Genomic DNA, 26,883 nt, shown 5'->3' with positions numbered 1-26,883 from the left:
CTGCGATGCTCTGAACCCGGGGCCGCGCCCAACTCACTTCGCTACGCTGCGTTCAAACAAAGGGGCGCGAAGTCAGAGCTTGAGGCTCGCTGCGCTCGCGCCCCGGGCTCCTGCGCTTCTCGGCGGTTTAGAAGGGGAGTTCTCGAAACAGCCGAACAGCCAACAGCCAAACCCGAAAGCCGTTCGCACCGAGGTGGTTTTCTCCCCCCCTTTGAGCCCGCCGAGGAACGCAAGACCTTGAGGCCGCGCGCGCAGCGCGCCTCAAGAACTGACTCCGCGCAACTGTTTGACCGCAGCGTAGCGAAGGGAGTTTTGCGCGGGGCCTCAAGGGCTGAGTACCGCAGGGCACCCCGCTGCGAAGCAAAGGGGCGGGCGGTTCGGGGGCGACTTCTTTGCCTACTTTCTTGTTCGCACAAGAAAGTAGGTCGCCCGCCGGGGCGAACTCCCGGCATGGGCCTTACCTCTCAACCTGCAGCCGCCAAGCCATGAGAAGGTTTCTCTACGTCTTGCTGACTTGCACCCTGCTCGCGTGCCTTGCGTCTCACGCCGCCATCCTCGATGACATGAAGGACGCCACCCGCTGGAAAGCCACCGCCTCCGACCAGGTCAAGGCTACCCTTCGACAAGACTCTCGCGACGACTCCCTCTGCCTCGACTACGACTTTGCCGGCGTCTCCGGCTATGCCGTGCTGCGCCGCGAACTGCCGCTGGACTGGCCGGCCGACTTCGCGCTGACCACCCAGCTCAAGGGCAAGACCACCGGCAACGACGTGCAGATCAAGTTCGTCGACGCCAGCGGCGACAACGTCTGGTGGATCAATCGCCCGGCGCTCGCATTGCCAGAAACGTTGACCGAGACGCGCTTCAAGCGCCGCCACGTCGCCTTCGCCTGGGGGCCGACCGAGGACCGCGTGCTCAAGCGCAGCCAGTTCATCGAGTTCGTCGTCGTTGCCGGCCAGCAGGGCGGTGGCGGGGCAGGGGCCTTGTGTATCGGCGCCCTGGGCCTGGAGCCGCGCGAGCCTGCGCCCAAAGCCTGGCCGGAGCCGCGCCGCAGGCTGGGCGCCAGCGAGATGACGCTGGACTTCCAGACCTTGCGCGAGTTCAACGGCCTGTGGTTTGCCAGCGGCGCGGCCATGCGCGTCGAGGTCTCCGACGACAACCGGCGCTGGAAGACGCTGTCCACCCAGCCCGGCCGCGCGCTGTTCCTCGGCGAGCAGGAATGGCGCTGGCTGCGCCTGCGTTACGAAGGAAAAAAGCCGCCTGAGGTCGAGTTGCGTGACGCCGCGCAATGGCCGGACCGCAACGCCGCCGTCGCTGAGCTGGCCAAGTCCCTGCCGCGCGGCGAGCTGCCGCGGGCCTTCCTCGGCGAACAGAATTACTGGACCGTCGTCGGCGTGGATGGCGGTGCCCAGCGCTCCGGCCTGGTCAGCGAGGACGGCGCCATCGAGCTGACCCGCGGCGGCCCCAGCATCGAGCCGACCGTGCGCCTGGCTGATGGTCGTCTCGTCACTTGGGCTCAGGTGCGCACGGGGCGCAGCCTCATCGAGCACGCCTTGCCGGTCGTTCGGTGGCAGCATGCAGACGTCGAGTTGCGCGTCGAAGCCGGTGCCGACGGTCCGGCCAAGGCGCCGCAGCTGCTGGCCCGCTACACGCTACGCAACCCGACCAGCAAACCGCAGCGCTACTCGCTGCTGCTGGCATTGCGCCCCTGGCAGGTCAACCCGCCGCAGCAATTCCTGTCGACGCAAGGAGGCATCAGTCCTCTGCCCACCGTGGCCTGGGCCGATGGCAAGTTGACTGCTGCCGGCCTGGCCATCCAGCCACGCGAGACGCCGGCCGAAGTGCGCGCCGCGTCGTGGAGCGCCGGCCCCGGCTTCGCCACGCTGCTGCAGGCGCCGCTCCTCACGCAACTGGCGGACGCCGAGCTACTGCCCTCCGCGCTGATGCGCTTCGACATCGAACTCGCACCGGGCGAGGCACGCAGCCTGGGCTGGGTGACGGGCGGTGATGCGGGGGCCCTCGACACCCGCCTGGCCGTCGCCGCCGCGCAATGGCGCGACCGCCTCGGCGTGCTGGAACTGAACCTGCCGCCCCAGGCCCAGCCCATCGCCGACACCATGCGCAGCGCGCTGGCGCAGATCCTCGTGTCCCGCGACGGCCCCGCACTGCGCCCCGGCACGCGCTCCTATGCCCGCTCGTGGGTGCGCGATGGCGCCATGATGGTGGCCGGCCTCGTGCGCATGGGTGAGGCCCAGGCCGCGCGCGAGTTCGTCGACTGGTATGGCGGCTATATCTTCGAGTCGGGCAAGGTGCCCTGCTGCGTCGACCAGCGCGGCGCCGACCCCGTCGTCGAGAACGACAGCCACGGCCAATACCTGTTTGCCGTCGCCGAGCTCTGGCGTCACACCCAGGATCGCGCGCTGCTGGAGCGCCACTGGCCCAAGGTGCAGCGCGTCGTGGCGTGGATGGAGGCCCTGCGCCAGAGTGAACGCAAGCCGGGTGCCGACCCGCGCTTCAAGGGGCTGATGCCGCCGTCCATCAGCCACGAGGGCTACAGCGACAAGCCGGCCTATTCCTATTGGGACGACTTCTGGGCCTTGCGCGGCTACAAGGACGCGGTGCAGATTGCCCAGGCCCTGGGTGACACCGCGCAGGCCGTGCGCTGGGCGGTGTCGCGTGACGAGTTCGAGGCCGAACTGAGCGCCTCCATCATCGCGACCGCCCGGCACTACAAGCTGGACCACATCGCCGGCGCCGCCGACCGCGGCGACTTCGACGCGACGTCGACGACCATGGCCCTCAACCCGGCCCAGGCCGACAAGCTGCCACCCGAGCTGTTGCGCGGCACCTTCGACCGCTATGTGTTGGAAGCCGAGGCCCGCATCACGGGTCGCAAGGCCTGGGCGGACTACACGCCCTACGAACTGCGCAATGTCAGCGCCCTGGTGCGCCTGGGTCGGGTGGATGAAGCGCACCGGCTGCTGGCCTGGTTCTTCACGCACCAGCGCCCGATGGGCTGGAACCAGTGGGCCGAGGTGGTGCGGCCCGATGCGCGCGAGGCCCGCTTCCTGGGCGACATGCCGCATGCCTGGATCTCGTCCGACTACCTGCGCGCGGCCCTGGACCTGCTGGCCTACGAGCGCGAAGCCACTGGCAGCCTCGTGCTCGGCGCTGGCTTGTCGCCAGCCTGGCGTGCGGCCGGTGACATCGGCGTGGCTGGCCTGTCCACCGCCTGGGGCCGCCTCGACTACCGGTTGCTCAGGCGCGCCGATGGCGGCTGGACGCTGCATATCGACCGCCGGCCCGAACGACTGCCTGGTGAATTGCGCCTGGCCTGGCCGGGTACGGAGCGGTTGCCGAGCGCTAACGTCGAGACTCAGGGCCTGAGCTGGCAGGATCGCGAACTGCCCCTGCCCGCCAACGCCACCACCATCCAGCTGGAGCCCACACCATGACGATGAACCGCCGCCAGTTGCTGTTGACGACGCCGGCTCTGCTCAGCGCCTGCGCGGCTTTGCCGCCCACGCCTGCCGGCCTGGCCGCCGGCGAGCAGCGCGCCTGGGAGCTCGAAGGCCAGCGCTTCTGGATCTGGCTGCCGCGCGAATACAGCCGACGCACCGAAGCCTGGCCGCTGGTTGTCTTTCTGCACGGCTCGGGCGAGCGTGGCACCGACCTGGAGAAGGTCAAGGTCCACGGCCCGCCCAAGCTGGTCGCCGTCGGCGCCGACTATCCGTGCATCGTTGTCAGCCCGCAGCTCGAGGACAACCTGCGTTGGGACCCCGAGCGCTTGCACAAGCTGCTCGGCGCCCTCAAGGCCAGGCTCAATATCGATCCGCAGCGCTGCGTCGGTACCGGTCTGTCCCTCGGCGGCTTCGGCGTGTGGCACTGGGCCACGGCCTTCCCGCGCGACCTCGCGGCCATCGCACCTGTCTGCGGCTTTGGCGATCCGGCCAAGGTGTCCGCCATGCGCGGCGTGCCGGTGCGCGGCTATCACGGCGAGCAGGACCAAGTCGTGCCGTTGGCGCCGCACATCGCCTGTGTCGAGGCGCTGCGCGCGGCCGGTGGCACTGCATCACTGACCATCTACCCCGGTGTCGGCCACGACTCCTGGACGCCGGCCTATCAAGATCCTGGACTGCTGCCCTGGCTGTTGGCGCAGCGACAAACATGACCGTTCACTCCCTTGGCAACAAAGTCGGCCTCGAGGCCGAGCTGCTGTCCCATGGCGCGCTGCGCCGCCTGATGTTCGGGCCGGCGCTGATGCTCAACCTCTTCCCCGGCAACGAGCTGGAAGGCGGGCCGGCCAATGTCTGGCTGCGCCGGCGCGATGCGGGCGGCAATTGGCGCATCGCAGCGCTGCTGGGGCCGCTCTCGCCGCTGAGCGCGCACACCGACGAAGGTGCCTTCGAGATGCGCGGTGAGTGGGACGGCCTGGCCCTGCGCCTGCAACTGCGCCTGGCCGCAGATGAGCTCGTGCTGTTCTGGCATCTGCAGGCCGCGAACGTTAGCGACACCGCCTGCGAGATTGCACCCGTGCTGGTGCAGGACGTGGGCCTGGCCGACTATGGCGCCGCGCGCACCAACGAGTTCTATGTCAGCCACTACATCGACCTGCAGCCGCTGCAGCACCCCGGCCACGGCGTGCTGCTGGCCGCGCGCCAGAACCAGGCGCAGGGCGGCAAGCACCCCTGGCTGCTGGCCGGCTCGTTGCGCCGCGCGGAGAGTTTTGCGACCGATGCCAGCCAGGTCTGGGGCCATGCCGCGCTTGAGGGCGCCTGGCCGCCAGGGCTGTTGAGCGGCCTGCCGGGGCAGCGCCTGCAGCACGAGCACGCCCTGGTCGGGTTGCAGGACGAGGCCCTGCCGCTCGCGCCCGGTGAGCGCGCGGCGGCGGGCTTTTTCCTGGCGCTGCAAGCCCATCATCCCGGGGCCAGCAGCGACGCCGACCTGGCCCGGCTGCCCACGCTGCTGGCGCTGCCCGAGGCCCAGCCATCCAACATGCTGGACGCGCCGGGCCTCTTGCCGGCGCCCAGCCTGTTCGCCAGCGCATCGATGCTGGCCAGCCGGGACTTCAGCGACGAGGACCTGGCCGCCTACATCCCAGGCGAGCGTCGCCATGAGGAATGGCAGGGCAACCAGCGCTTGAGTTTCTTCACCGGCGAGGCGACCCACGTCGTGTTGCGCGCCAAGGAACTGCTGGTGCAGCGGCCCCACGGCCACATCCTGCGCAGCGGCGACCATCTCGTGCCTGACGAAGGCGCGCTGACGTCCACCTGCTGGATGGGCGGTGTCTTCCATTCCATGCTGACCCAGGGCCATGTCAGCATCAACCGTCTGCTGTCCACGCAGCGCAGCCTGCTCGGCCTGTTCTGCACGGCCGGCCTGCGGTTGTTCGTGCAGCCACAGGTGAGCGACTGGCTGCTGCTCGGCCTGCCGTCGGCTTTCGAGATCCAGCCGCAGCGTTGCCGCTGGCTGTATGCCTTTGATGCCGGCGTCATCGAGGTCGTCGCGTCGGCCGGCGCCACGCCGGATGCGATGGCGCTGAGCGTGCGCATGCTCAAGGGCCGGGCGCTGCGCCTGCGGGCCAGCCTCAACCTGGCCGTGGGCGGTGACGATGGCGCCGCGCCATTCAAGCCCGTGTGGGAGCACAGTGGCAGCCGGCTGCGCATCACGCCGCCCGAAGGCAGCGAGCTGGCGGAGCGCTTTCCCGGTGGCGGCCTCGTCATCGACGCGTCGGGCCTGGCCATCGTGGGCGACGACGGCCGGCTGTTCGACGACGGTGTCAGCCGCGGCGAGCCGCTGGTCTGCCTCGACTTCTCGCCGGCGTCGGCGTTTTCGCTGACGCTGCGCGGCGAGCTGCTCGACACTGTGCCACCACCCGCCCAGCCGCTCACGCTGCCGCAGTGGCAACACCCGGCCTTGGCGCAGTTGAGCGACATCCTGCCCTGGTATGCCCACAACGCCCTGGTGCACTACCTGTCGCCGCGCGGTCTGGAACAGTATTCGGGCGGCGGTTGGGGCACGCGCGATGTCTGCCAGGGGCCGCTGGAAATGCTGCTGGCCCTGGGCCAGACCGCACCGGTGCGCGATCTGCTGCTGCGTGTCTTCAGCAACCAGAACCCGGATGGCGATTGGCCGCAGTGGTTCATGTTTTTCGAGCGCGAGGCCAAGATCCGTGCCGGCGACTCGCATGGCGACATCGTCTTCTGGCCGCTGCTGGGCCTGGCGCAATACCTCATCGCCAGCGGCGACACCGGCTTGCTCGATGAGGTGCTGCCTTTCCATGGTGGCGAGCCGGCCGCGCTGGCGGCGCATGTGGAGCGGGCGCTGGCGCTGATCCGCCAGCGCGTCGTACCCGGCACGGGGCTGGCCGCCTACTGGCATGGCGACTGGAACGACTCGCTGCAGCCGGCTGACCCGGCGCTGCGCGAGCGCCTGTGCAGCGCCTGGACCGTGACGCTGCACCACCAGATGCTGCACACGCTGGCGACGGCCTTCACGCAGATCGGCCGAGCCCATGACGCCGCCGCGCTGACCGCCGAGGCCATGGGCGTGCGCGCCGAGTTCCAGCGCCTGCTGGTGCAGGACGATGTCGTCGCTGGCTATGCACTTTTCCCTGAGCAGGGCGAGCGCGAGCTGTGGATCCACCCGCAGGACACCCGCACCGGCCTGCGCTACAGCCTGCTGCCGATGATGCATGCCGTCATCGACGAGCTCTTCACCCCTGAGCAGGCCGCCATCCAGGCCGCGCTGATCGAGCAGCATCTGAAGGGCCCCGATGGTGCCCGCCTGTTCGACGCGCCGCTACCCTATCGCGGTGGCCCGTCGCAGCTGTTCCAGCGCGCCGAGACCAGCACCTTCTTCGGCCGCGAGATCGGCATCATGTACATGCACGCCCATCTGCGCTATGCCCAGATGCTGGCCCATCTCGGTCACGCCGAAGCCTTCCTGCAGGCGCTCGCGCTGGCCCACCCGATTGCACTGACCGACCGCGTGCCCAGCGCGAGCCGGCGCCAGGCCAATTGCTACTACTCCAGCTCCGATGCCTCCTTCCCCGACCGCTACGAGGCCCAGGCCCATTACGGCCGAGCGCTGGCCGGCGAGGTGGCGCTGGACGGCGGCTGGCGCATCTATTCCAGCGGCCCGGGCATCGCGCTGGGTCTGGTCATCAACTCGCTGCTCGGCCTGCGGCTGGAGCAGGGCGCCCTCGTCGTCGATCCTGTCATGCCGCCGTTGCTGGACGGGCTCACCGTGCAGCTGGTGCTGGCGGACTTGCGCTTCGAGCTGACCTACCGCGTCGGCTCGCGCGGATATGGTGTGGAGCGGGTGCGGGACGAGGCGGGCGCCGAGCTGCCGGCCATGCGGCGCGCGAACGCCTACCGCATGGCTGGACTGGCGCTGGCGCGGCCTGTGCCAGGCAGCCTGTCGCGGCTGACGATAGAGATCGGGTAGGAGATCCTCGTGGTGAAGATCCTTGCGAAGTTCTGGCTCTTGCGCTTCCTGCAGGTGTTCGTGCTGGCATGCGCCGTGCTGGGCGGCATCGAAGCCCTGCAGCATGGCGGACAGGAGGCGTCCTACCGGTCCGTGCTGACCTGGGCGGCGCTCACGGCGTTGATGACGGCGACGGTCTCGGCCTGGTGGGCCTACAAGCGCCAGTGCAAACTCGTCTTCAAGGATCCCTAAACCATCCGTATCGGGATGGTGACGGGGCCGTCGTTGATGAGGTGGACCTGCATGTCGGCACCGAACTCGCCATTGGCGACGACAGGGTGCTGGCTTCGTGCAAACGCCAGCGCGTGCTCGTAGAGCCGGCGTCCCGGCTCCGCCGGAGCAGCGCCCGTGAAGCTCGGCCGGTTGCCGGCACTCGTGTCGGCCGCCAGCGTGAACTGGCTGACGATGAGCAGGCCGCCGGCCACGTCCTGCAGGCTGCGGTTCATCTTGCCGGCGTCGTCGCTGAAGACGCGCAGCTTCAGCACCTTGGTGATCAGCTTCTCGGCGGTCGCCTCGCTGTCGGTGGGTTCGGCGCAGACCAGCATCAGCAAGCCCGGGCCGATGGCGCCGACAACAGCACCGCCCACTTCGACGCGTGCCTCGCGCACCCGTTGCAATACCGCGATCAAACCAGGTCCTCCTCGTCCATGTTGTGCGCCTCGACGTCCATGGGCAGCAGCTGGATGCTGGCGCGCAGCCCGGGCACGGCACTCATCAGCGCCTGCTCGACGTCCACGCGCAGCGCCGCGGCGCGGCCCAGAGTCCAGCTGGCCGGCATGTGCATGTGCAGGTCGATGAAGCGACGCTGGCCGGCCACGCGGCTGGCGATGTGGTCGAAGCGGATGGCGTGCGGATGGATAAAGCCGTCCAGCACCGCCATCACCTGAGTCATGGATTCGGCGTCCAGGGCCTGGTCCATCAGGCCACCGGTGGACTCGCGCATCAGATGCACGCCTTCGCGCAGGATGTTCAGCGCCACGATGATGGCCAGCAACGGGTCCAGCCATTGCCAGCCGGTGGCCATGACACCCAGCAGCCCGGCCACGACACCGGCCGAGGTCCAGACGTCGGTGATCAGGTGGCGCGCATCGCCCTCCAGTGCCACCGAGCGCACCTCGCGTGCCTTGCGCAGCATGGCCCAGGCCATGGCACCGTTCAACGCCGAGCTGACGACGGCCAGCGTGACGCCGACGCCGATGGCTTCCAGAGCCTGGGGGTGTTGCCAGCGGTCTGCAGCGCCCCACAGGATGCCCAGGCCGGCCGCGATGATGAGGATGCCCTCGAACCCGCTGGAGAAGTATTCGGCCTTGTGGTGACCATAGGGGTGGCCTTCATCCGGTGGCTGGGCGGCCAGCGTCACCATGGCCAGGGCGAACACGGCGCCGGCCAGGTTGACGAGGGACTCCAACGCGTCGGCCGCCAGGCTGACCGAGCCCGTCCACCACCAGGCGGCGGTCTTCAGCGCAATGGTCACGAGGGCGACTGCGACCGAGAGCTTGAGATAGGCGCTGGCTTGCATGGCGGCATTGTCAGCGGCGCGCAGCAGGCCCCCGCAGAATGGGTGCCATGATGAATGCCGCTTTGATACGCGTTGCGGCCAGCCTGCTGGCCATGCTGTTGCTGGCGTTGCCGTTCGCGACGCCGGCCCAGGACCTGAAACCCGATACGCAGGGGCGCATCGACTTCGACAGCTTCACGCCCAAGACCATGTTCGACCTCGCCCGCGAGCGCCGCCAGAACTGGGCGGCGCAGCGCGTCTGGGGCGAACTGAGCCTGCCCAGGGGCGCCGGCGACAAGGTCCCGGCCATGGTGCTGATGCATGGCAGCGCCGGCGTGGAGAGCAGCATGTCGCAATGGGTCGACGCCTTGAACGACATCGGCGTCGCTACCTTCGTCGTCCACGTCTTTGAGGCGCGCGGCGTCAAGCGCACGGCGGAGAACCAGACGCTTGTTCCCTACTCGGCCGACCTGATGGACGCCTTCCAGGCGCTGATGCTGCTCGCCGGTCATCCACGCATCGATGCTTCCCGTATCGGCATCATGGGCTTCTCGCGCGGCGGAAGCGTGGCCTTCCAGACCGCCATCGAACCGCTGCGCCGTGCCGTGGTGAAGAGTGACCTGAGCTTCGCCCTGCACATCCCGGTGTACGCGGGATGCAACCAGGTCTACTGGTCGCCGCGAGTGACGAAGGCGCCGCTGCTCAACCTCGTCGGCGCTGAAGACGACTACGCCACGGCGCGGCCCTGCGAGCAGTTGGCCGAGCGCTACGCCGAGGCGGGCACGCCGGCTCGCACCATCAACTACGCCGGGGCGCCGCATTCCTGGGACGCCATGTACCAGCCCTTCCTGCTGGAGGGGGCCACGTCGGCAGCGCCCTGCGGCGTGCTGCGCTGGGACATCGAGGCGTGGAAGATCACGGCCGAGCGAACCGGCGCGACCATCGACGCGGCGAGGCTTGGGGAGTTCTTCGACAGCTGCGTCATCCGGGGCGTGCATGTCGGGCGCAACGAATCGGCCTTCCGGCAATCGCGAGCGGATGTGAAGGCCTTCGTGCGGCAGGTGTTTTTCGCCGGCAAGTGACCCGCGGGCATGCGCCGGATGCATCCTCAAGCTGGCGGGTCATGGGAGCAACCGCCATGGCGGCGTCCCTAGAATCCGCCTGCTGCTTTCCGGAGTCCGCTGCATGACCACCCCCCATACCACCGACGTCTCCCACATCGCCCCGCGCGAGAAGGCCGAGATCCTTTCGCAGGCCCTGCCTTACATCCGCAAGTTCCACGGCAAGACCATCGTCATCAAATACGGCGGCAATGCGATGACCGACCCGGGCCTGCAGCAGGACTTCGCCGAGGACGTGGTGCTGCTCAAGCTCGTGGGCCTGAACCCCATCGTCGTGCACGGCGGCGGGCCGCAGATCGAAGGCGCCTTGAGCCGCCTGGGCAAGAAAGGCGAGTTCGTGCAGGGCATGCGCGTCACCGACGAGGAAACCATGGAGGTCGTCGAGTGGGTGCTGGCCGGCCAGGTGCAGCAGGACATCGTCGGCCTCATCAATGCCGCCGGCGGCAAGGCCGTGGGCCTCACGGGCCGCGACGGCGGCATGATCCGCGCGAAGAAGCTCAAGATGATGGACAAGGACGACCCAGCCAAGGAGCACGACGTCGGCCAGGTCGGCGACATCGTCGCCATCGACCCCAGCGTCGTGAAGGCCCTGCAGGACGACCAGTTCATCCCCGTCGTCAGCCCCATCGGCTTTGGCGAGCACAACGAGAGCTACAACATCAACGCTGACGTCGTCGCCGCCAAGCTGGCCACGGTGCTGCAGGCCGAGAAGCTGCTGATGCTGACCAACATCCGCGGCGTGCTGGACAAGAACGGCGAGCTGCTGACCGAACTGACGCCGCGCCGCATCGACGAGCTGGTGGCCGACGGCACCATCAGTGGCGGCATGATCCCCAAGATCGCCGGCGCCATTGACGCGGCCAAGAGCGGTGTCAATGCCGTGCACATCATCGACGGCCGTGTGCCGCACGCCATGCTGCTGGAGRTRCTGACCGAKCAGGCCTACGGCACGATGATTTCGTCTCGATGAGACGAAATGCTCGTGCCGCGTCTGAGCCGAAGGGGAGGACTTGCGATGATTTCGTCTCGATGAGACGGAATGCGCGTTCCGCGTCTGAGCCGAAGGCGAGGACTTGCGATGATCGGTGGGTGACGAAATCTCGCGACCCGGTCTGGCTGTTCGACCTCGACGACACCCTGCACAACGCTTCGCATCGGGCGTTCACCGAGCTGAATGCGTCGATGGCGGCCTATATGGTCACCTACCTCGGCCTGACGGAAGAGCAGGCCGCCGCTCTGCGCAACCGCTACTGGCAGCGCTATGGCGCAACGCTGACGGGGCTGCAGCGCCACCATGGCGTGAAGCCGGCGCATTTCCTCAGCGAGACCCATCGCCTGCCCGGGCTGGAGGCCCATCTGCATGGCCACGGCCATGACCTGGCCGCGCTGCGCCGCCTGCCGGGGCGCAAGCTGCTGATGACCAATGCGCCGCGCAGCTATGCCGAGCGCGTGCTGGCGGCCATCGGGCTGTCCGGCGTCTTCGAGCGCCTGATCTGCGTCGAGGACATGATCATCTTCGGCCACTCCCGCCCCAAGCCCGATACGCGCATGTTCCGTATCGTGCTGGCACGCCTGAAGCTGAAGCCGGAACGCTGCATCCTCGTTGAAGACACGCTGATCCACCAGAAATCGGCCCGCAGCCTGGGGCTGCGCACCGTCTGGATGCAGCRCTGGCTGCGCAAGGCGGCCGATGGCCGGCGCCTGCAGCACCGCCCGGCCTACGTGACCCAGCGGGTGCGTTCCCTGGCAGCCTTGTTACGCTACCCCCTGTTCTGAAGGAAGACGCTCATGGATGAGGGGGTATCCTCACCTGACAATGCGGCTTCCGCGCGTTTGGAAAGTCCACAGAGTCCATGTCCCCGTTCTCGGTCCTGATCGTCGAAGACCAAGCCCGCTTCCGCGAGGCTTTCACTCACGCTCTGGGCAGCGTGCCCGACATCGAGCTGCTGGGCATCGCGCCCGACCTGCCCCAGGGCCGGCGCATGTTCGATCAGTTGCAGCCCGACGTCCTGCTCGTTGACCTGGACTTGCCTGGCGGCAGCGGCATCGAGCTGATCCGCCATGCGGCCCAGACCCGGCCGCAGTGCGAGGTCATGGTCATTTCCGTCTTCGGCGATGAGCAGCATGTGGTCGCCAGCATCGAGGCTGGCGCCACCGGCTATCTGCTGAAAGACAGCCTGGCGCTGGACCTGCCCGGCCAGCTGCGCTCTCTGCGCGCCGGCGGCAGCCCCATCAGCCCCGTCATCGCCCGCCGCCTGCTGGTGCGTCTGGCCCCCGGGTCGCAGAACTCGACCGGCCCCTCGCCGGAGGCCATGGCCGCGACGATGGCCGACGAGGAAGTTGTCGCCCTGTCCGAGCAGGAATCGCGCGTGCTGCACCTGGCGGCCAAGGGTTTCACCTTCGATGAGATCGCGCAGTTCATGCAGGTCTCGCCGCACACGGTGATGACCTACGTCAAGCGGGTCTACCGCAAGCTGCACGTGCGCTCCAAAGTGGAAGCGATCTACGAAGCTCGCCGCCTGGGCTGGCTGCGCGACTAGGGCTGTAACAGGCCCTAACATCGCCGGCATGGACGCCGACCAGCCCGCCGCCGACAGCCCCGCTGCCAACCCCAAGAAGCGCCCCAAGCCCGGCGAGCGCCGCACGCAGATCCTGCAGGTGCTGGCCGGCATGCTGGAGCAGCCGGGCGCCGACCGCATCACGACGGCGGCGCTGGCAGCCAAGCTCGACGTCAGCGAGGCGGCCCTGTACCGCCACTTCGCCAGCAAGGCGCAGATGTTCGAGGCGCTGATCGATTTCATCGAGAGCAGCGTCTTCGGCCTGGTCAACCAGATCGCCGACTCGCCGCATCCCCTGCCGCCGCCTGGCAAGGCCGCGCGCATCGCCAGCGTCATCCTGCAGTTCGGCGAAAAGAATCCCGGCATGGCGCGGGTGATGGTGGGCGACGCCCTGGTCTACGAGAACGAGCGGCTGGTGGCCCGCATGAACCAGTTCTTCGACCGCATCGAATCCTCGCTGCGCCAGGTACTGCGCGCCGCAGCCGAGGCGCAGGGTTCACTGACGCCGACCGTGCAGGCCAATGCACAGGCCTCGGTCTGGGTCAGCTTCATCATTGGCCGGCTGCAGCGCTATGCCCGCTCGGGCTTCAAGCGGCTGCCGACGGAGCAGCTCGAAGCCTCGCTCAAGGCGATCGCCTGAGCCTGCCCGCCTAAACTGCGGCGATGTCTGCCGCTCTGGATTCCTTCCTCACCCGCGCCGAGGGCCTGCTGACCCGGCTCGAAGCCGTTCTGCCCCACGCCGCCACGCCGCCCGACTGGGCTGCTTCCACCGCCTTTCGTGCCCGCCGGCGCCATGGCGCCCTGGTGCTTGAGCCGGTGCGCGCCGTCAGCCGCATCCGCCTGTCAGACCTGCAGGAAGTCGAGCCGCAGAAGGAGCGCTTGCTGCGCAATACCGCCCAGTTCGTCGCCGGCAAGCCGGCCAACAACGTGCTCCTGACGGGCGCCAAGGGCACGGGCAAGAGTTCGCTGATCAAGGCCGTGCTCAACGAGTTTTCGAGCCAGGGCCTGCGCCTCATCGAAGTCGACAAGGCCGACTTGGTGGACCTGCCGGACCTGGTCGAACAGGTTGCGGCCCGCCCGGAGCGCTTCGTGGTTTTCTGCGATGACTTGAGCTTCGACGAAGGCGAGGCCAGCTACAAGGCGCTGAAGAGCGTGCTTGACGGCTCCGTTGCTGCCGCCACCGACAACGTGCTGATCTACGCCACCAGCAACCGCCGCCACCTGCTGCCCGAGAAGATGGTCGACAACCTTGCGGGCACCCATGGCGAGCATGGCGAAATCCATCCCGGCGAGGCCGTGGAGGAGAAGATTTCGCTGTCCGAGCGCTTCGGGCTGTGGATCAGCTTCTACCCCTTCAGCCAGAACGAATACCTGGCCATCGTGGCGCAGTGGTTGCGCCACTTTGGCGTGGACGACGCCGCCATTGAAGGGGCACGCCAGCCGGCGCTGATCTGGGCGCTGGAGCGCGGCTCGCGCTCGGGCCGTGTGGCTTACCAGTTCGCGCGTGACATGGCGGGGCGCGCCGAATGACCGAACGTCCCATCACTGAAGTGGCGGTTGGCGTACTCGTCGCGCCTGACGGCCAGTTCCTGCTGACTTCGCGGCCTGAGGGCAAGGTCTACGCCGGCTACTGGGAATTCCCGGGCGGCAAGGTCGAGCCGGGCGAAAGCATCGAGCAGGCGCTGGCGCGTGAGCTGCGCGAGGAGATTGGCATCGAGATCGGCGCCGCGCATCCCTGGAAGACGGAAATCTTCGACTACCCGCATGCGTTGGTGCGCTTGAACTTCTGCAAGGTCTTCGAGTGGACCGGCGATTTCCAGATGCTGGAGAACCAGCAGATGGCCTGGGCCAGCCTGCCGGTGCAGGTCAAGCCTGTGCTGCCGGGCACCATCCCGGTCCTGAACTGGTTCGCGGCAGAACGCAACCACGTCGGCCCCACTCACCTAGACTGAAACCATGGAAACGCAGCCCCCACGTTTACTTCGTTCTCTGTCCCCCGAGGGGGCGCCATTGCCCTTCGGGCGGCCGGGCGGGCAATGAACTGGCTGGACGAAATCAAATGGGACGACAAGGGGCTGGTGCCCGTCATCGCCCAGGAGCAGGGCACGGGCGACGTGCTGATGTTCGCGTGGATGAACCGCGAGGCCCTGGCCCTGACGGCCGAGCGCGGCCAGGCCGTCTACTGGAGCCGCTCGCGCGGCAAGCTCTGGCACAAGGGCGAGGAGAGCGGTCATTTCCAGCAGGTGCATGCCATTCGCATGGACTGCGACAACGACGTCGTGCTGCTGACCATCACCCAACTTGGCCATGAGCCCGGCATTGCCTGTCACACCGGCCGCCACAGCTGCTTTTTCCAGAAGCTGGAGAACGGCGTCTGGAGTGCCACCGAACCCGTTCTGAAGGATCCGAGCAAGATCTATGAGTGACGACATCCTCCGCCGCGTCGGCGCGGTCATCGAGTCCCGCAAGGGTGCTGACCCCGGCACCAGCTACGTCGCCAAGCTCTTCGACAAGGGCCTGGACGCCATCCTGAAAAAGGTCGGCGAGGAAGCCACCGAGACCGTCATGGCCGCCAAGGATGGCGACGCCCAGAAGGTCGTCTATGAAGTGGCCGACCTGTGGTTTCACAGCATGGTGGCGTTGGCCCACTTCGGGCTGAAGCCCGAGGACGTGCTCCGGGAACTTGCGCGTCGCGAGGGCTTGTCTGGCCTGGAAGAATTTGCGTCCCGCAACAAGCTGCCGAAAGAAGCCCCATGAACAACGATCCGAGCCCCGCGGCGCTGGATGTCGGCGCGCCTGCCGAGAAGCTGGCCAGCCTCAAGCAGCTGACGATGGTGGTCTATGTCCTCTATGCCCTGAGTGCCTTCACCGGCTTTACCGGCATCGTGGCCATCATCATCAACTACATCAAGCGCGAGGACACTGCGGGCACCGTCTACGCCAGCCATTTCACCTGGCAGATCCGTACCTTCTGGTGGAGCCTGGTATGGGGCATCCTGGGCTTTGCCACCTTGCTGCTGGGCGTGGGCTTCGTGATCCTGGCCGTTGACGGCATCTGGTTCCTCTATCGCCTCGTCAAGGGCTTCTTGAACTGGAACGACGGCAAACCCATGCCGGTCTGAAGCGAGTAAAAGATGACTCACGATCCCAACTGCCTGTTCTGCAAGATCGTCGCCGGCCAGATCCCGAGCAAGAAGGCCTATGAGGACGAGGACGTTCTGGCCTTCCATGACATCCATCCCTGGGCACCCGTCCACGTTCTCATCATCCCCAAGCGCCACATCGCCTCCATGGCGGACGTGTCCGAGGCCGAGGCCGCGCTGCTGGGCAAGATGACGGCCCTGGGCCCGCGGCTGATGAAGGAACTGGGTGTCACCAACGGCTTCCGCCACGTCATCAACACGGGTCCGGACGGCGGTCAGGAGGTGTTGCACCTGCATCTGCATGTGATGGGCGGGCCTCGGCCGTGGTTGAAAGGCTGAGTTGTGACCAAACCTAAGGGCTGAGCACGATCGCACCGGAACGCGATCGGCCTCGAAATGACCCAGGATGCTAGGGTCATCCCTCACCTAGAATTTGAGCCAGTCCACAAGGAGTCAACATCATGGGTTCATTCAGTATTTGGCACTGGCTGATCGTCCTCGTCGTCGTCATCGCCATCTTCGGCACCAAGAAGCTGCGCAATGTCGGTTCCGACCTCGGCGCAGCCGTCAAGGGGTTCAAGGACGGGGTGAAGGACGGCACGACTTCCGAAGAGCAAGCCGCTGCGCCCCAACAGGTCACCGCCCGCAAGGTCAATGACCCGAACACGGTCGACGTCGACGCGAAGACCAAGTCCTAAGTGCTTGACTTCGGCTTCGACAAGATCGCGCTGATCGGCGCGGTGGCCTTGATCGTCATCGGCCCCGAGAAGCTGCCGCGCGTGGCTCGCACGGTGGGCACCTTGCTGGGCAAGGCACAGCGCTATGTGGCGGACGTGAAGGCCGAGGTCAACCGCTCCATCGAACTGGAGGAGCTTCAGAAGATGAAGACCCAGTTCCAGACGGCGGTCCAGGACGTCGAGCAGAGCGTGCGCCAGGAGGTGGACACCGCGACGCAGGCGATGAATCAGACCTGGCAGGACGTGACCAGCGATTCGTCCTACGAAGCCGGCACGACGATCGCGCCACCGCCGCCCGAGTACCGCCACCCCAAGAAAAACTGGCGCCTCAAGCGCGGGTCGACGCCGATGTGGTTCAAGCAGAAGGCCGGTGTGAAGCGTCATACCCAATCGGGAGCTGCCCGCGTGGCGCGATTCCGCCCACCAGGCCTGAACCGATGAGCTCCTTCCAGAACCCCGACCACGACGAACTGGCCGGTACCGAACAGCCCTTCGTCACCCACCTGATGGAGCTGCGCGACCGGTTGCTGCGCGCCGTCATCGCCATCGCGGTCTGCTTCGGCGTGCTGTGCCTCTACCCCGGGCCGAGCCAGCTTTACGACTGGCTGGCGGCGCCGCTCGTGGCCAACCTGCCCGAAGGCACCAAGATGATCGCGACCAACGTCATCGCGCCCTTCTTCGTGCCGATCAAGATCACCATGCTGGCCGCCTTCATGCTGGCTTTGCCCATCGTGCTCTACCAGGCCTGGGCCTTCGTCGCGCCGGGCCTGTATTCGCACGAGAAGCGCCTGGTGATGCCGCTGGTCGTGTCGAGCACGCTGCTGTTCTTCGGCGGCGTGGCCTTCTGCTACTTCTTCGTCTTCAAGAAGGTCTTCGCCTTCATCCAGAGCTTTGCGCCCAAGAGCATCACGGCGGCGCCTGACATCGAGGCCTATCTCGGCTTCGTGATGAACATGTTCATCGCCTTCGGTGCGGCCTTCGAGGTGCCCATCGTCGTTGTCGTACTGGTGCGCATGGGCATCGTGTCGGTGGAGAAGCTGCGCGAATGGCGCGGCTACTTCATCGTCGTGGCCTTCATCATCGCCGCCGTCATCACGCCGCCCGACATCGTTTCACAGCTCGCACTGGCGATCCCGATGTGCCTGCTCTATGAGGTGGGGCTGTTTGCGTCCACCTACTTCGTGCGCCATACCAAGGCGCCCGACGAGGCCGAGCAGACCACCCCCGATCAGTCGTCCTGATCGCGCTGCGGCTTGGGCCGCTGAGCCACGGCGAGCTGGAAGTGCATGGCCTTGCCGGCGCGCTGCACGCCCACCTCGACCTGGCTCCTGGGCTTGAGGGCCGCCACGCTGGCCAGCAGTTCGGCTGGCGTCGTGACGGCATGCTCGCCGATGCGGGTCAGCACGTCGCCCGGCTTGATGCCAGCCTTGGCCGCCGGCGCGTTGTTGACGACGCCGCCGATCAGAACGCCCTTGGCATCGCCCAGCTTCAGTGCCTCGGCCAGTTCGGGCGTCAGCTCGCGCGTCTGCACGCCGATCCAGCCGCGCGCGACGACACCGTCCTGCAGCAGCGAGGCCGCCACCTGGCGGGCCACGTCGACCGGGATGGCGAAGCCAATGCCCAGGGACCCGCCGCTGCGCGAGAAGATGGCCGTGTTGATGCCCACCAGCCGGCCATCGGCGTCCACCAGCGCGCCGCCCGAGTTGCCGGGGTTGATGGCGGCATCGGTCTGGATGAAGTTCTCGAACGTGTTGATACCGAGCTGGTTGCGGCCCAGCGCCGACACGATGCCGGACGTGACCGTCTGGCCGACATTGAAGGGGTTGCCGATGGCCAGCACGACGTCACCGACCGCCAGGCTGGCCGCATCGCCCATCGCGATGACCGGCAGATCGGGCAGGCTGATCTTCAGCACGGCCACATCGGTCTCGGGATCGGTGCCGATGAGCTTGGCCTGGGCCTGGCGGCCGTCGCTGAGCATGACCTCGATGTCGGAGGCGCCCTCGACGACATGGTTGTTGGTCAGCAGCACGCCGTCGGCCGAGATGATGACGCCCGAGCCCAGGCCAAGCTGGGGACTGCCGCGGGGCTGGCGCAGCCCGAACGGGAAGCCGAACAGCTGTTCATGCGCCCGGCCCGCGCGCGACGGCGCCTTGCTGGCCGTGATGCTGACGACGGCCGGCGCTGCGACGCGAGCGGCCTGCGAGAAACCGGCGCGCACGACGGAGGCGGCAGGCGAGGAGGGCAAGGCGATCTGGCGTGCGGTCTGGGCGACGGTGGCATGGGGTAGCCGTGCCTCGTGCAGCCATTGCGGCTTCAGCGTCGAGACGACGAAGAGGGCGGCCAGGGCGACGGTGACCGCCTGCGCGAAAATCAGCCAGAGCCGTTTCAACACCTACATCCCCATCAAGCCATGACCGATCGCGCCGCGCTGGAACTCCGCCTGAACCAGCTGCTGGAGCCCGCGCGCTTCAAGGAYTAYGGGCCGAACGGTCTGCAGGTCGAGGGGCGCGCCGAGGTGGGTCATCTCGTCTGCGGCGTCACAGCCAGCCTGGCCCTGATCGACGCGGCCATTGCCGTCGGGGCGGGTGCCATCCTGGTCCATCACGGCCTGTTCTGGCGTGGMCAGGAYGGCCGCGTSACGGGCTGGATGAAGCAGCGCCTGGCGCGGTTGATCCAGCATGACATCAACCTCTTTGCCTATCATCTGCCGCTGGACGCTCACCCGACATTGGGCAACAACGCGCAGCTTGGTGCGCAATTCGGCTGGACTGCGGACAGCCGCTTCGGCGAGCAGGATCTCGGTTTCAGCGCGGCCATCGAGCCCACCGACCTTGCCGCGCTGACGGTGAGGCTTCGCGATGCGCTGGGCCGCAACGTGACCGCCGTGCCGGGCGACGGCCGCCCGCTGCGCCGCGTCGCCTGGTGCACCGGCGGCGCCCAGAGCTATTTCGAGTCGGCCATCGCGGCGGGCGCCGATGTCTTCATCACCGGCGAGATCTCCGAGCCCCAGGCCCATTACGCCCGTGAGACCGGCGTCGCCTTCATCGCGGCCGGCCACCATGCCACCGAGCGCTACGGCGTGCAGGGCGTCGGTGCCCAGGTCGCGCAGGATCTGGGCCTCACCTGGCAGTTCATCGACGTGGACAACCCGGCCTGACCTAACCCTGGCGTAACCCGGCGCGGGGCCGCGGCTCCTAGCATCCGGCATGCCTTCCTGCTGCTATTGCGTTGCCCGCTCGCCCACTCGTGTCCTTGGGATGCTTGGCCTTCATCCGGCCGGCGCGTGAAGGCCGCGGAGGCCGTCACGCGGCCAGGCCGCTGGCGCCTGGCTTCGTCCCGGCGTCGGCAGATGGCGGTCTGGGCCGTGCTGTTGGGGCATGCGGCGTTGCTGCTGCTCATCTGGCAGGCGCGGCGGTGGCCAGCGGCAGGCGAAGAAGCGCGGCGTTCAGTGGTGCTGCGCCTGCTGCCCCCGCCGCCTCAGTTGCACCAGCGTGCGGCGCGCGTGCAGGCGCGGCAGCCCACCGCCCCATCACCGGGCATCAGCCCAAGACCCACACCAACCCTGCCGGGCGCACCGGACGGCGAGGGCGCGCCCGTGGTCGCGGCGACGGGTGCGGCCCTGTCGCCCGGTGCGGCGGCGTCTGCACCCGGCGCGCTGAACCTGAGGCCCAGCCCCGAAATCCTGCGCGGCGCCCTGGTCAACCCGGCAACGACCGACCCGCGCAGCAATTCACCCAGGCCCACCTTCGAGGAGCGCATCGCGATGGGGCTGGACCCCGACCTCTGCGTCAAGCTCGAGCGTGATGCCGAGGGCGTCGTGCGGCGCCGGATGGGGCGGCTGGTAAATGCCACCTCTTTGCTGCAGTCCACGCATGGGGTGGGTGCCAGAGGGCTGCTGGTCTGCGAATGACGCCGCCTGAGGTTCAGATCTCGGCCGCCAGCGCGTAGCCGATCGCGGCACGGGTGGCCGCGACCTGCGCCGCATTGCATTGCTCGGGCGTGGCGCGCGCGCTGTCCGGATAGACCTCGGTCGTCGTGCTGAAGCGAGCGCCGGTGATGGCTGCGCACAGGAAACGGCTTCGCACCGCGAAGCTGATGACGCCGGGCGACTGCAGCGGGCAGCCGATGATCTGGCCGTTGGCATCGGGCTCGGCGATGTGGGTGACCTGGGCCACTGCGGCGATGACGGCCTTCTGGAACTCCGGTTGCGGGTGCTCGGCGTCGTCGACGAGGTAGAAGCCGTCGGGGATCAGCCCGGGCTCGAACACCTCGCCATCGCGCGCCGCCAGGGCAGGGCGGAACTCTGATTCGTCCGTGTCGGTGGTCTCGTGCAGGTCGATGTGCATCAGCACGCGGCCGCGCAGCGGCGCGAGCAGGGCCACCAGGGCCGTGGACTCCGGCACGGGGCTGCCCTCGCGGAAGTTGCGATTCGGGTCCAGCGCATCGAAGTTCCAGCGCTGGATGCGCTCATAGGCCCAGGGGCTGACGCAGGGCACCACCAGCAGGTTGGCCTGGCCGGCAGCTTCCTGCCCATGCTCGCGGACGAACTGCAGCGCACCATGCACGCCGCTGGTCTCGTAGCCATGCACGCCGCCGGTCACGACGAGGACGGGCAGGTCCTGGCGCCAGCCGCGGCCGCGGATGGCCAGTAGCGGGAAGCGTTCGCCGTCACAGACCACGGCGCCGTATTCGCTGACGTCGAAATCCTGCTTCAGAGGCTCGATGGTGGCGAGCACGTCAGCCGCAAAGCTGCGCTGCTTGACGAGGCGCCCGCGCCAGGCGGCGACCTCGCCCGGGCCCCAGGGCTGGCCGGGAATGCCGATTGCGTAGCTCATGGCCGTGCCTTTTCGCTCAAGATCCAGGCATTGATGCGCTGCTCCAGCAGCGGCAAAGGCATGGCGCCCTGATCGATGACGGCCATGTGGAAGCGGCGCTGGTCGAACTTGGCCCCCAAGGCGGCTTCAGCCCGGGCGCGCAGCTCCTTGATCTTCAGCTCGCCCATCATGTAGCTGAGCGCCTGGCCGGGCTGGGACAGGTAGCGGTCGACCTCGGCCGTCATGAAGGTGGCGTCGTGGCCGGTCTGCTCGATCATGTAGGCGATGGCCTTGTCGCGGTTCCAGCCCAGGGCATGCAGACCGGTGTCGACGACCAGGCGCGCGGCGCGGAACATCTGCGCCTGCAAGTGGCCAAAGCGCGTGTAGGGGTCGCGGAACAGGCCGATCTGCGGGCCCAGCGTCTCGGCATACAGCGCCCAGCCCTCGCTGAAGACCGAGTACTGCGACTGGYGGCGGAAGTTGGGCAGCTCGCCCAGCTCGACCTGGCGCGAGATCTGCAGATGGTGGCCTGGCACGGTCTCGTGGGCCACCAGCGTCTCCATCGCCCATTTGGGCCGGCGCTTGAACGAGATCGCGTTGGCGTTGAACCAGCCGGGGGTCGTGCCGTCCAGCGAGGGGCCGTTGTAGTTGTCGGCCGCGCCTTCGCCGGTATAGGGCGGCATGCCGCGAATGCCATAGGGCGAGCGCGGCAGCTGGGCGAAGAGCTTGGGCAGCTCGGGGTCGATGCGTTTGGCGATGGCGCGGTAGCCGTCCAGCAGCTCGTCGGCCGTCTGGTTGAAGAACTTGGGGTCGCTGTAGAGGAATTTCTTGAAGGCGGCGAGGTCACCGTCGAAACCGGCCTCGGCCTTGACCTTCTCCATTTCGGCGCGGATGCGCGCGGCCTCGCGCAGGCCGGTGGTGTGGATGTCGCCCGCCGCCAGCGGCAGCGTCACATGGCGCTGGATCAACGCCTCGTAGACCTTGTCGCCGCCGGGGTAGCTCGACAGCGAGCCGCTGTCGGGGGCCTTGGCCATCAGCTCGTCTTTCATGACGGCGAGCAGCTTGCGCTGGGCCGGGTAGAAGATCTCGCGCATGGCCGCCTGGCCCTGTGCCTGGTAGTTGACCTTGACGCTGGCGTCCACCGTCATGCGCGTGAAGGGTTCGTAGACCGGGCTCTTGGTGACGTCCTCGGTCAGTTGCCCTTCCACCTGGGCAATGGCACGCGCCAGCACCGGCTTGGAGGTGACCCAACCCAGGGTCAGACCCTGGCGCAGGATGGCGATTTCCTGGTCGACCCGCGCCGGGTAGGCGGCCAGGCGCGTCAGCCACTGCTTGACCTGGGTCTCGTTGTTGACCGGCACATTGCGCGCAAAGCCGGCCAGGGCCGATTGCGCGCCGTACAGGGTGCCCAGCGTCAAGGTGCGCCAGCCGGCGAAGCCTTGCATGGCCCCCTCCTGCTGGTAGCGGTTGATGAAAAGGGCCAGCGAGACACGGTCGGTGTCGCTGAGCTGGGCCGCGTCCACCGCACGGGCGCGGGCCAGCATGTCGCGGGCAAAAGCGTCGCGGGCGGCCAGGCCGGCCGCGGAACGGTCGCTCAGCTTGTCGTTGAAGCGCAGGTCACCGCGCAGCGTGGCCCATTCCGGCGCCGCATGGGCCTCGGATTCCCAGGCTTCGTCGAACAGGGCCAGCAGGGCCTGATGGGCTTTGGCGACAGCGTCGGTAGCGGCTGCATTGGCCTTGGGTGCCGGCTGGGTGGCGGCGGGGGCGGTCAGATGCAGACCGGCGATCAGGGCGGCAACAAGGGTCTTGCGCAAGAAAGTCTCCACGGCGTGATGAGCCGGTGGGCAGTCTGCCAGCGCGCTGCCGGGGTGATGAAAGAATGCGGCATGACCCCGGAAAACTCCCTAGGCCAGCCCCTGGTCCTCAGCATGGGTGATGCCTGTGGCATCGGCCCCGAGATCATCGCCAAGTTGTGGCGGCACGAGATGCCGCGGGATGCCCTGGTGGTCGGCGACGTTGCCGTCATGAGGCGCGCGGTCGCTGCTGCCGGCGGTGGCCTGGCGGTCGCCGAATTGCATGGGGCCTATGAGTTAGGCCGCGTACCGCTGCGCTGCCTGCCGGTCTGGCAGCCCGCTGGCCTGCCCGCAGGCTTGATCGATGCCCCCTTGGGCCAGGTCGATGCCCGTGCCGGCGCGGCCGCAGCCCTGTGCATCGAGGCTGCTGTTGGCCTGATTCAGGCGGGCCATGCGCGCGCCCTCATCACGGCACCCATTCACAAGGAAGCCCTGCATGCGGCCGGCTCGCCCTACCCGGGCCATACGGAAATGCTGCAGGCCCTGGCGGGGGGCGTGCCGGTGCGCATGATGCTGGCCAACGAGGAGCTGCGCACGGTGCTCGTCACCATCCACTGCTCGCTGCGCGAAGCCATCTCGCGTGTGACCCGCGAGGCGGTGGCAGAGACGCTGCGTATCACCCAGGCGGCGCTGCAGCGCATGGGCATCGCCGCGCCGCGCATTGCCGTGGCCGGGCTGAACCCGCATGCCGGCGAAGGCGGCCTGTTCGGTGATGAAGAGATCCTGCATATCGCGCCCGCCATTGCCGACGCACGTGCGGCCGGCATGGACGCCAGCGGCCCTTATGCGCCCGACACCATCTTCATGCGGGCCCGGCGCGGCGAGTTCGACGTCGTCGTGGCGATGGTGCACGACCATGGCTTGATCCCGGTCAAATACCTCGGGGTGGAGCAGGGCGTCAACGTGACGCTGGGCCTGCCCTTCGTGCGCACCAGCCCCGACCACGGCACGGCTTTCGACATCGCGGGGCGAGGCCTGGCCGACCCGGCCAGCCTGGGCGCGGCACTGGCAATGGCACGCCGGCTGGCTGGGGTTAGATCCTTCGGGCCGAGCGCTGGGCCGCTCCCGAGCCGGCCCGCCTGACGACGCTTGCGGCTCAATGCTGCAAGGGGCGGCGTCCCCGCGGGGGACCGACTAGGCTCGCGGGCGTTCAGCAGCGCGAGCCTGGGCGAGGGGCATATGTTCTAGCGGCCGCCGAGCGCCGCCAGTTGCGCCCGGGCACGAGCCGTCGCGCGCTCCAGCAGCAGGCCGTGTTCATAGGCGCGCATGCGGTCGGCCTCGCAGAGCTTTCGCAGCATGCGGGCCGTCATCGTCACCGTCTCCTGGTGGCGGTTGCCGTGCGTGAAGATGAAGAAGCTGCGCCCGGCGCTGACATGGGCCAGGCGCACCTTCTGCCATTCGTTGCCGGTGTGCATCTGGTAGGCGAAGCCGAGCTGCATGTTGTCCACCAGCAGGGCGCCGCTGCTGGCCTCGGGCGCGCCCTCGGCGGCGGGCAGGCCGTCGATGGAGATGTCCACGGCCTGCAGCGGTTCGGCCGCGGCCGCGGCGTCGTTGCCTGACAGGTCGAGGTCCAGCTCGCCGTTCCAGTCGACGCTGGCTTCCTCGACGAGGCCCAGGCTCTTGGCTTCGGCCGGCGTCAGGCGCTGGCTGGCGTCGAGATCGCCGGGCGCCGTCTCGCCGGCCATGGGCCTGGCGAGGTCGGCCTCGGCTGGTGGCGCGACGCCGAAGATCTGGTCGAGCTGCTTGATCAGCAGGTTGGTGTCCAGGGCGCTGGCTGCCTGGCCCTTCAGCGATTCGGCATGCGCGGGCAGCAGCACGCCGAAGAAGTCCTTGCGCGGGCCGTCCGGCCAGCGGATCAGATCCATGCCCTCGTTGAGGGTGCGCATCAGATTGGGCAGCTCGCGCAGGAAATCGGCGCGCGCGGCCGTGCCGCCCTTGGGCTGCACGCTCATGACCAGGGTGCGGCCGAGGGTGCGCAGGCGCAGGGCCCGCTCCGGCGCGCCCTCGCGCGAAGCCAGCACGATGGCCTGGGACCAGACTTGAGCCAGGAAGGTGCGCAGGAAGTCCTGCATGGGCACACGGGCGAGCTGCTGCTGCAGTTGCAGGGCGTAGCGCTGCTGCAGGCGCAGGTCGGTCTCGCGGCGCTCGACGACGGCGGCGGCGTCGCCGGCAGCCTTCAGCGTGCTGCGGGTCTGCTCGGTGATGAAGGCTTCCAGGGCGTCCAGCTTGGACGTGTAGACGTCCATGCGGTCGAAATCGCCCTGGGCGACGTCCTGCACGAGGTCGCGCACATGGGCCAGGAAGGAGCGGCCGGGATCGTCGCTGAAGTCCTCAAAGGCGCAGGCGAGGGACGCCATGCGGTTGACGAACACCCGCACCGGATGGCGGCGCGAGGAGAAGAAGGTTTCGTCGCCCAGGGCCACGCGCAGCACGGGCAGCTGCAGGCGGGCCAGCAGGCGCGCCATCTGCGGCGGCACCTTGGGGTCGGACAGGATCTGGTCGAACAGGCCGGCGACGACGTCGATGACCATGTGGTCCAGCCGGCCCGTGGCCATCTGACGCAGTTCGTCGCGATGCTGGTTGATCAGGTTGGGCGGCAGCGGCATCTGCCCCCAGGCGCTGGGCTCGCCGCTGAGGGTGTCAAGGCCCATGCGGCTGGAGTTGCCGTGGCTGTCATAGGCCGGCTCGTAGGCGCCGGGCGTCTGCGCCAGGCGGCGCAGCAGGTCCATCATCTGGGGGTCGACCCGGCCAATGCCGCCGCTGCCTCCGCCGCCGCCGCGGCTGCCAAAGCTGCCGCCGGCTCCGCCGAAGCCGCTGTTGCGGCCGCCGCCAGGGCTTCCCTGGCCACCCAGGCCGCCATGCCCTGAGCCACCGTAGCCACCGCGCGAGGACATGCCGCCAAGGCCCGAATCGAGATCGCCAGGCTGGGTGGCTGCACCCAGGCCGCCGAGGCGCGAGGCGGCGCCATCCGGCGATGCGCGCACGCGCAAGTCCTGGGGCCGCAGGCCGCGCGAGCGCAGCAACTCGGCAATATCGGCATAGCAGGCGCGCATCTCCTGGGCCAGCGCGCGAGTCAATTCGTCAGTCAGCGTCTGGCGGGTGACAGGGTCGTCGGTGATGGCCTGGATGGCATCAAGCAGGCCCTGGCCGATGAGCTCGGGCCGCAAGGGGTTGCGTTCACCGACCTGGATGCCGGCGACATAGGATTCGACCTCGCGCAGCTCCCACTCGCAGTGGTGGCCAATGGCCAGGCCGATGCGGTCCGCGGCCACCAGGTTGTTGACCTGGTCGTCGTCCATCAGCGAAAGCTCGCCCCAGGCCTTTTTGGCCGTGGGCGCCGCCTGCGGCGGCTTGGTATCGGATTGTTCGGCCGACACCTGTTTGCGCAAGCTCTGCACAAAACGCTGCGAGAACACGCCTTGTTGCTGGCGGAACACGAATTGAGCCGCGAGCAGGGTGTCGCGGCGCTTGACCTGCCCGGAGGACAACGCCGACAGCCCCAGACCCTCCGCGCAGCGCTCGGCCGCCTGCTCACCCGCCAGACGAATGCGGGTCAGCGAGGCTTCGAGGTGCGGGTTCAGGCGTATCTCTGGCGCGTTCATCAACTGGTGGCACGAGCTGCATTGAAAGTATCGCGCCTGCAACAGGCGCGGGTTTTCAACCAGTTG

General features: G+C 68.1%; 27 protein-coding genes. 21 read left to right on the top strand and 6 right to left on the bottom strand.

Annotated elements, in window-relative coordinates:
- Positions 1-563: 563 nt before the first annotated feature.
- From ACXJKM_RS08040 to ACXJKM_RS08025, 4 genes are read left to right on the top strand one after another with little or no spacing between them, the layout of a single operon-like run.
- On the top strand, positions 564-3,455 hold the full coding sequence (locus tag ACXJKM_RS08040; RefSeq protein ID WP_457351487.1) for a hypothetical protein: 2,892 nt from the start codon (positions 564-566) through the stop codon (positions 3,453-3,455).
- Positions 3,452-4,171 carry a carboxylesterase family protein gene (locus ACXJKM_RS08035; protein WP_457351485.1) on the top strand — a complete coding sequence of 240 codons (720 nt, stop codon included), beginning with the start codon at positions 3,452-3,454 and terminating at the stop codon, positions 4,169-4,171. Before ACXJKM_RS08040 ends, ACXJKM_RS08035 begins: the two co-directional genes overlap by 4 nt.
- Entirely contained in the window at positions 4,168-7,449 is a 3,282-nt protein-coding gene (locus ACXJKM_RS08030) for a GH36-type glycosyl hydrolase domain-containing protein (RefSeq protein ID WP_457351483.1), read from the top strand. The genes ACXJKM_RS08035 and ACXJKM_RS08030 overlap by 4 nt, the downstream gene beginning before the upstream one ends.
- A 9-nt stretch (positions 7,450-7,458) precedes the next feature.
- Positions 7,459-7,680, top strand: coding sequence for a hypothetical protein (locus tag ACXJKM_RS08025; RefSeq protein ID WP_056192911.1), 222 nt, complete (start codon positions 7,459-7,461; stop codon positions 7,678-7,680).
- On the opposite strand, the gene dtd is transcribed toward ACXJKM_RS08025, so the two are convergent.
- Together dtd and ACXJKM_RS08015 are read right to left on the bottom strand one after the other, a co-directional pair.
- Positions 7,677-8,117 carry a D-aminoacyl-tRNA deacylase gene (dtd, locus tag ACXJKM_RS08020; protein ID WP_056192908.1) on the bottom strand — a complete coding sequence of 147 codons (441 nt, stop codon included), beginning with the start codon at positions 8,115-8,117 and terminating at the stop codon, positions 7,677-7,679. The two genes, ACXJKM_RS08025 and dtd, sit on opposite strands and share 4 nt — an antisense overlap.
- A complete protein-coding gene (locus tag ACXJKM_RS08015) occupies positions 8,114-9,007 on the bottom strand; it encodes a cation diffusion facilitator family transporter (RefSeq protein WP_056192904.1) in 894 nt (297 codons plus the stop codon). The genes dtd and ACXJKM_RS08015 overlap by 4 nt, the downstream gene beginning before the upstream one ends.
- A gap of 47 nt (positions 9,008-9,054) precedes the next feature.
- On the opposite strand from ACXJKM_RS08015, the gene ACXJKM_RS08010 reads away from it, so the two are divergent.
- From ACXJKM_RS08010 to tatC, 14 genes are all read left to right on the top strand, one after another.
- Positions 9,055-10,068 carry a dienelactone hydrolase family protein gene (locus ACXJKM_RS08010; RefSeq protein WP_235531822.1) on the top strand — a complete coding sequence of 338 codons (1,014 nt, stop codon included), beginning with the start codon at positions 9,055-9,057 and terminating at the stop codon, positions 10,066-10,068.
- A gap of 103 nt (positions 10,069-10,171) precedes the next feature.
- Complete coding sequence (gene argB, locus ACXJKM_RS08005; protein ID WP_457351481.1) at positions 10,172-11,077, top strand: acetylglutamate kinase; 906 nt, start codon at positions 10,172-10,174, stop codon at positions 11,075-11,077.
- A 119-nt stretch (positions 11,078-11,196) separates the two neighbouring features.
- A complete protein-coding gene (locus ACXJKM_RS08000) occupies positions 11,197-11,883 on the top strand; it encodes a pyrimidine 5'-nucleotidase (protein ID WP_457351479.1) in 687 nt (228 codons plus the stop codon).
- Positions 11,884-11,960: 77 nt separating this feature from the next.
- Positions 11,961-12,647, top strand: a complete 687-nt coding sequence (locus ACXJKM_RS07995; RefSeq protein ID WP_056192896.1) for a response regulator — start codon at positions 11,961-11,963, stop codon at positions 12,645-12,647.
- Between the two features lie 28 nt (positions 12,648-12,675).
- Positions 12,676-13,305, top strand: a complete 630-nt coding sequence (gene slmA, locus ACXJKM_RS07990; protein WP_056192893.1) for a nucleoid occlusion factor SlmA — start codon at positions 12,676-12,678, stop codon at positions 13,303-13,305.
- A gap of 23 nt (positions 13,306-13,328) precedes the next feature.
- Positions 13,329-14,195: an ATP-binding protein gene (locus ACXJKM_RS07985; protein WP_056192890.1), complete on the top strand. Its 867-nt coding sequence runs from the start codon at positions 13,329-13,331 to the stop codon at positions 14,193-14,195.
- The gene (locus ACXJKM_RS07980) at positions 14,192-14,617 is read left to right on the top strand and encodes an NUDIX domain-containing protein (RefSeq protein WP_457351477.1); all 426 of its coding nucleotides are present in this window, start codon (positions 14,192-14,194) and stop codon (positions 14,615-14,617) included. The genes ACXJKM_RS07985 and ACXJKM_RS07980 overlap by 4 nt, the downstream gene beginning before the upstream one ends.
- Positions 14,618-14,701: 84 nt before the next feature.
- Complete coding sequence (hisI, locus tag ACXJKM_RS07975) at positions 14,702-15,091, top strand: phosphoribosyl-AMP cyclohydrolase (protein WP_457326341.1); 390 nt, start codon at positions 14,702-14,704, stop codon at positions 15,089-15,091.
- Positions 15,084-15,422 carry a phosphoribosyl-ATP diphosphatase gene (locus ACXJKM_RS07970; RefSeq protein WP_457326340.1) on the top strand — a complete coding sequence of 113 codons (339 nt, stop codon included), beginning with the start codon at positions 15,084-15,086 and terminating at the stop codon, positions 15,420-15,422. Before hisI ends, ACXJKM_RS07970 begins: the two co-directional genes overlap by 8 nt.
- Positions 15,419-15,787, top strand: a complete 369-nt coding sequence (locus ACXJKM_RS07965; RefSeq protein WP_457326339.1) for a DUF4870 family protein — start codon at positions 15,419-15,421, stop codon at positions 15,785-15,787. The genes ACXJKM_RS07970 and ACXJKM_RS07965 overlap by 4 nt, the downstream gene beginning before the upstream one ends.
- Before the next feature lie 12 nt (positions 15,788-15,799).
- Positions 15,800-16,147 carry a histidine triad nucleotide-binding protein gene (locus ACXJKM_RS07960; protein ID WP_457351475.1) on the top strand — a complete coding sequence of 116 codons (348 nt, stop codon included), beginning with the start codon at positions 15,800-15,802 and terminating at the stop codon, positions 16,145-16,147.
- A 122-nt stretch (positions 16,148-16,269) separates the two neighbouring features.
- Positions 16,270-16,506, top strand: coding sequence for a Sec-independent protein translocase subunit TatA (gene tatA / locus ACXJKM_RS07955; RefSeq protein WP_056192876.1), 237 nt, complete (start codon positions 16,270-16,272; stop codon positions 16,504-16,506).
- Positions 16,507-16,986, top strand: a complete 480-nt coding sequence (gene tatB, locus ACXJKM_RS07950; RefSeq protein ID WP_457324414.1) for a Sec-independent protein translocase protein TatB — start codon at positions 16,507-16,509, stop codon at positions 16,984-16,986.
- Entirely contained in the window at positions 16,983-17,786 is an 804-nt protein-coding gene (gene tatC / locus ACXJKM_RS07945) for a twin-arginine translocase subunit TatC (protein WP_457351473.1), read from the top strand. Before tatB ends, tatC begins: the two co-directional genes overlap by 4 nt.
- Here tatC and ACXJKM_RS07940 read toward each other — a convergent pair.
- Positions 17,774-18,937, bottom strand: a complete 1,164-nt coding sequence (locus tag ACXJKM_RS07940; RefSeq protein ID WP_457351471.1) for a S1C family serine protease — start codon at positions 18,935-18,937, stop codon at positions 17,774-17,776. The two genes, tatC and ACXJKM_RS07940, sit on opposite strands and share 13 nt — an antisense overlap.
- A 21-nt stretch (positions 18,938-18,958) precedes the next feature.
- Here ACXJKM_RS07940 and ACXJKM_RS07935 point away from each other — a divergent pair, with 21 nt between their 5' ends.
- Together ACXJKM_RS07935 and ACXJKM_RS07930 are read left to right on the top strand one after the other, a co-directional pair.
- Positions 18,959-19,705, top strand: coding sequence for a Nif3-like dinuclear metal center hexameric protein (locus ACXJKM_RS07935; RefSeq protein WP_457351469.1), 747 nt, complete (start codon positions 18,959-18,961; stop codon positions 19,703-19,705).
- A gap of 126 nt (positions 19,706-19,831) precedes the next feature.
- The gene (locus ACXJKM_RS07930) at positions 19,832-20,458 is read left to right on the top strand and encodes a hypothetical protein (RefSeq protein WP_457351468.1); all 627 of its coding nucleotides are present in this window, start codon (positions 19,832-19,834) and stop codon (positions 20,456-20,458) included.
- Positions 20,459-20,471: 13 nt separating this feature from the next.
- Here ACXJKM_RS07930 and ACXJKM_RS07925 read toward each other — a convergent pair whose 3' ends face one another.
- On the bottom strand, positions 20,472-21,383 hold the full coding sequence (locus ACXJKM_RS07925; RefSeq protein ID WP_457351466.1) for a M14 family metallopeptidase: 912 nt from the start codon (positions 21,381-21,383) through the stop codon (positions 20,472-20,474).
- Positions 21,380-23,176 (bottom strand): DUF885 domain-containing protein, encoded by a 1,797-nt coding sequence (locus tag ACXJKM_RS07920; RefSeq protein WP_457351464.1) that lies wholly within the window; start codon positions 23,174-23,176, stop codon positions 21,380-21,382. Before ACXJKM_RS07920 ends, ACXJKM_RS07925 begins: the two co-directional genes overlap by 4 nt.
- 72 nt (positions 23,177-23,248) lie before the next feature.
- Between ACXJKM_RS07920 and pdxA the strand changes: the two genes are divergently transcribed.
- Positions 23,249-24,298 (top strand): 4-hydroxythreonine-4-phosphate dehydrogenase PdxA, encoded by a 1,050-nt coding sequence (pdxA, locus tag ACXJKM_RS07915; RefSeq protein ID WP_457351462.1) that lies wholly within the window; start codon positions 23,249-23,251, stop codon positions 24,296-24,298.
- Between the two features lie 101 nt (positions 24,299-24,399).
- Here the strand turns inward: pdxA and ACXJKM_RS07910 are convergent, their stop codons facing one another.
- Positions 24,400-26,817 (bottom strand): DUF1631 family protein, encoded by a 2,418-nt coding sequence (locus ACXJKM_RS07910; protein ID WP_457351460.1) that lies wholly within the window; start codon positions 26,815-26,817, stop codon positions 24,400-24,402.
- Positions 26,818-26,883: the final 66 nt, after the last annotated feature.

It is taken from the genome of Roseateles sp. P5_D6, from assembly GCF_054049415.1.
This window is presented reverse-complemented; position numbering and strand designations above follow the sequence as displayed.

Excerpts from the sequence above, each read along its gene's own strand:
- ACXJKM_RS07960 (WP_457351475.1), top strand. The coding sequence starts at position 15,800 with ATGACTCACGATCCCAACTGCCTGTTCTGCAAGATCGTCGCCGGCCAG.
- ACXJKM_RS07965 (WP_457326339.1), top strand. The coding sequence starts at position 15,419 with ATGAACAACGATCCGAGCCCCGCGGCGCTGGATGTCGGCGCGCCTGCC.
- ACXJKM_RS07995 (WP_056192896.1), top strand. The coding sequence starts at position 11,961 with ATGTCCCCGTTCTCGGTCCTGATCGTCGAAGACCAAGCCCGCTTCCGC.
- hisI (WP_457326341.1), top strand. The coding sequence starts at position 14,702 with ATGAACTGGCTGGACGAAATCAAATGGGACGACAAGGGGCTGGTGCCC.
- ACXJKM_RS07980 (WP_457351477.1), top strand. The coding sequence starts at position 14,192 with ATGACCGAACGTCCCATCACTGAAGTGGCGGTTGGCGTACTCGTCGCG.
- tatC (WP_457351473.1), top strand. The coding sequence starts at position 16,983 with ATGAGCTCCTTCCAGAACCCCGACCACGACGAACTGGCCGGTACCGAA.
- ACXJKM_RS08030 (WP_457351483.1), top strand. The coding sequence starts at position 4,168 with ATGACCGTTCACTCCCTTGGCAACAAAGTCGGCCTCGAGGCCGAGCTG.
- pdxA (WP_457351462.1), top strand. The coding sequence starts at position 23,249 with ATGACCCCGGAAAACTCCCTAGGCCAGCCCCTGGTCCTCAGCATGGGT.
- ACXJKM_RS07985 (WP_056192890.1), top strand. The coding sequence starts at position 13,329 with ATGTCTGCCGCTCTGGATTCCTTCCTCACCCGCGCCGAGGGCCTGCTG.
- ACXJKM_RS08035 (WP_457351485.1), top strand. The coding sequence starts at position 3,452 with ATGACGATGAACCGCCGCCAGTTGCTGTTGACGACGCCGGCTCTGCTC.
- ACXJKM_RS08040 (WP_457351487.1), top strand. The coding sequence starts at position 564 with ATGAAGGACGCCACCCGCTGGAAAGCCACCGCCTCCGACCAGGTCAAG.
- slmA (WP_056192893.1), top strand. The coding sequence starts at position 12,676 with ATGGACGCCGACCAGCCCGCCGCCGACAGCCCCGCTGCCAACCCCAAG.
- ACXJKM_RS07925 (WP_457351466.1), bottom strand. The coding sequence starts at position 21,383 with ATGAGCTACGCAATCGGCATTCCCGGCCAGCCCTGGGGCCCGGGCGAG.
- ACXJKM_RS08015 (WP_056192904.1), bottom strand. The coding sequence starts at position 9,007 with ATGCAAGCCAGCGCCTATCTCAAGCTCTCGGTCGCAGTCGCCCTCGTG.
- ACXJKM_RS07970 (WP_457326340.1), top strand. The coding sequence starts at position 15,084 with ATGAGTGACGACATCCTCCGCCGCGTCGGCGCGGTCATCGAGTCCCGC.
- tatA (WP_056192876.1), top strand. The coding sequence starts at position 16,270 with ATGGGTTCATTCAGTATTTGGCACTGGCTGATCGTCCTCGTCGTCGTC.
- ACXJKM_RS07910 (WP_457351460.1), bottom strand. The coding sequence starts at position 26,817 with ATGAACGCGCCAGAGATACGCCTGAACCCGCACCTCGAAGCCTCGCTG.
- ACXJKM_RS08010 (WP_235531822.1), top strand. The coding sequence starts at position 9,055 with ATGATGAATGCCGCTTTGATACGCGTTGCGGCCAGCCTGCTGGCCATG.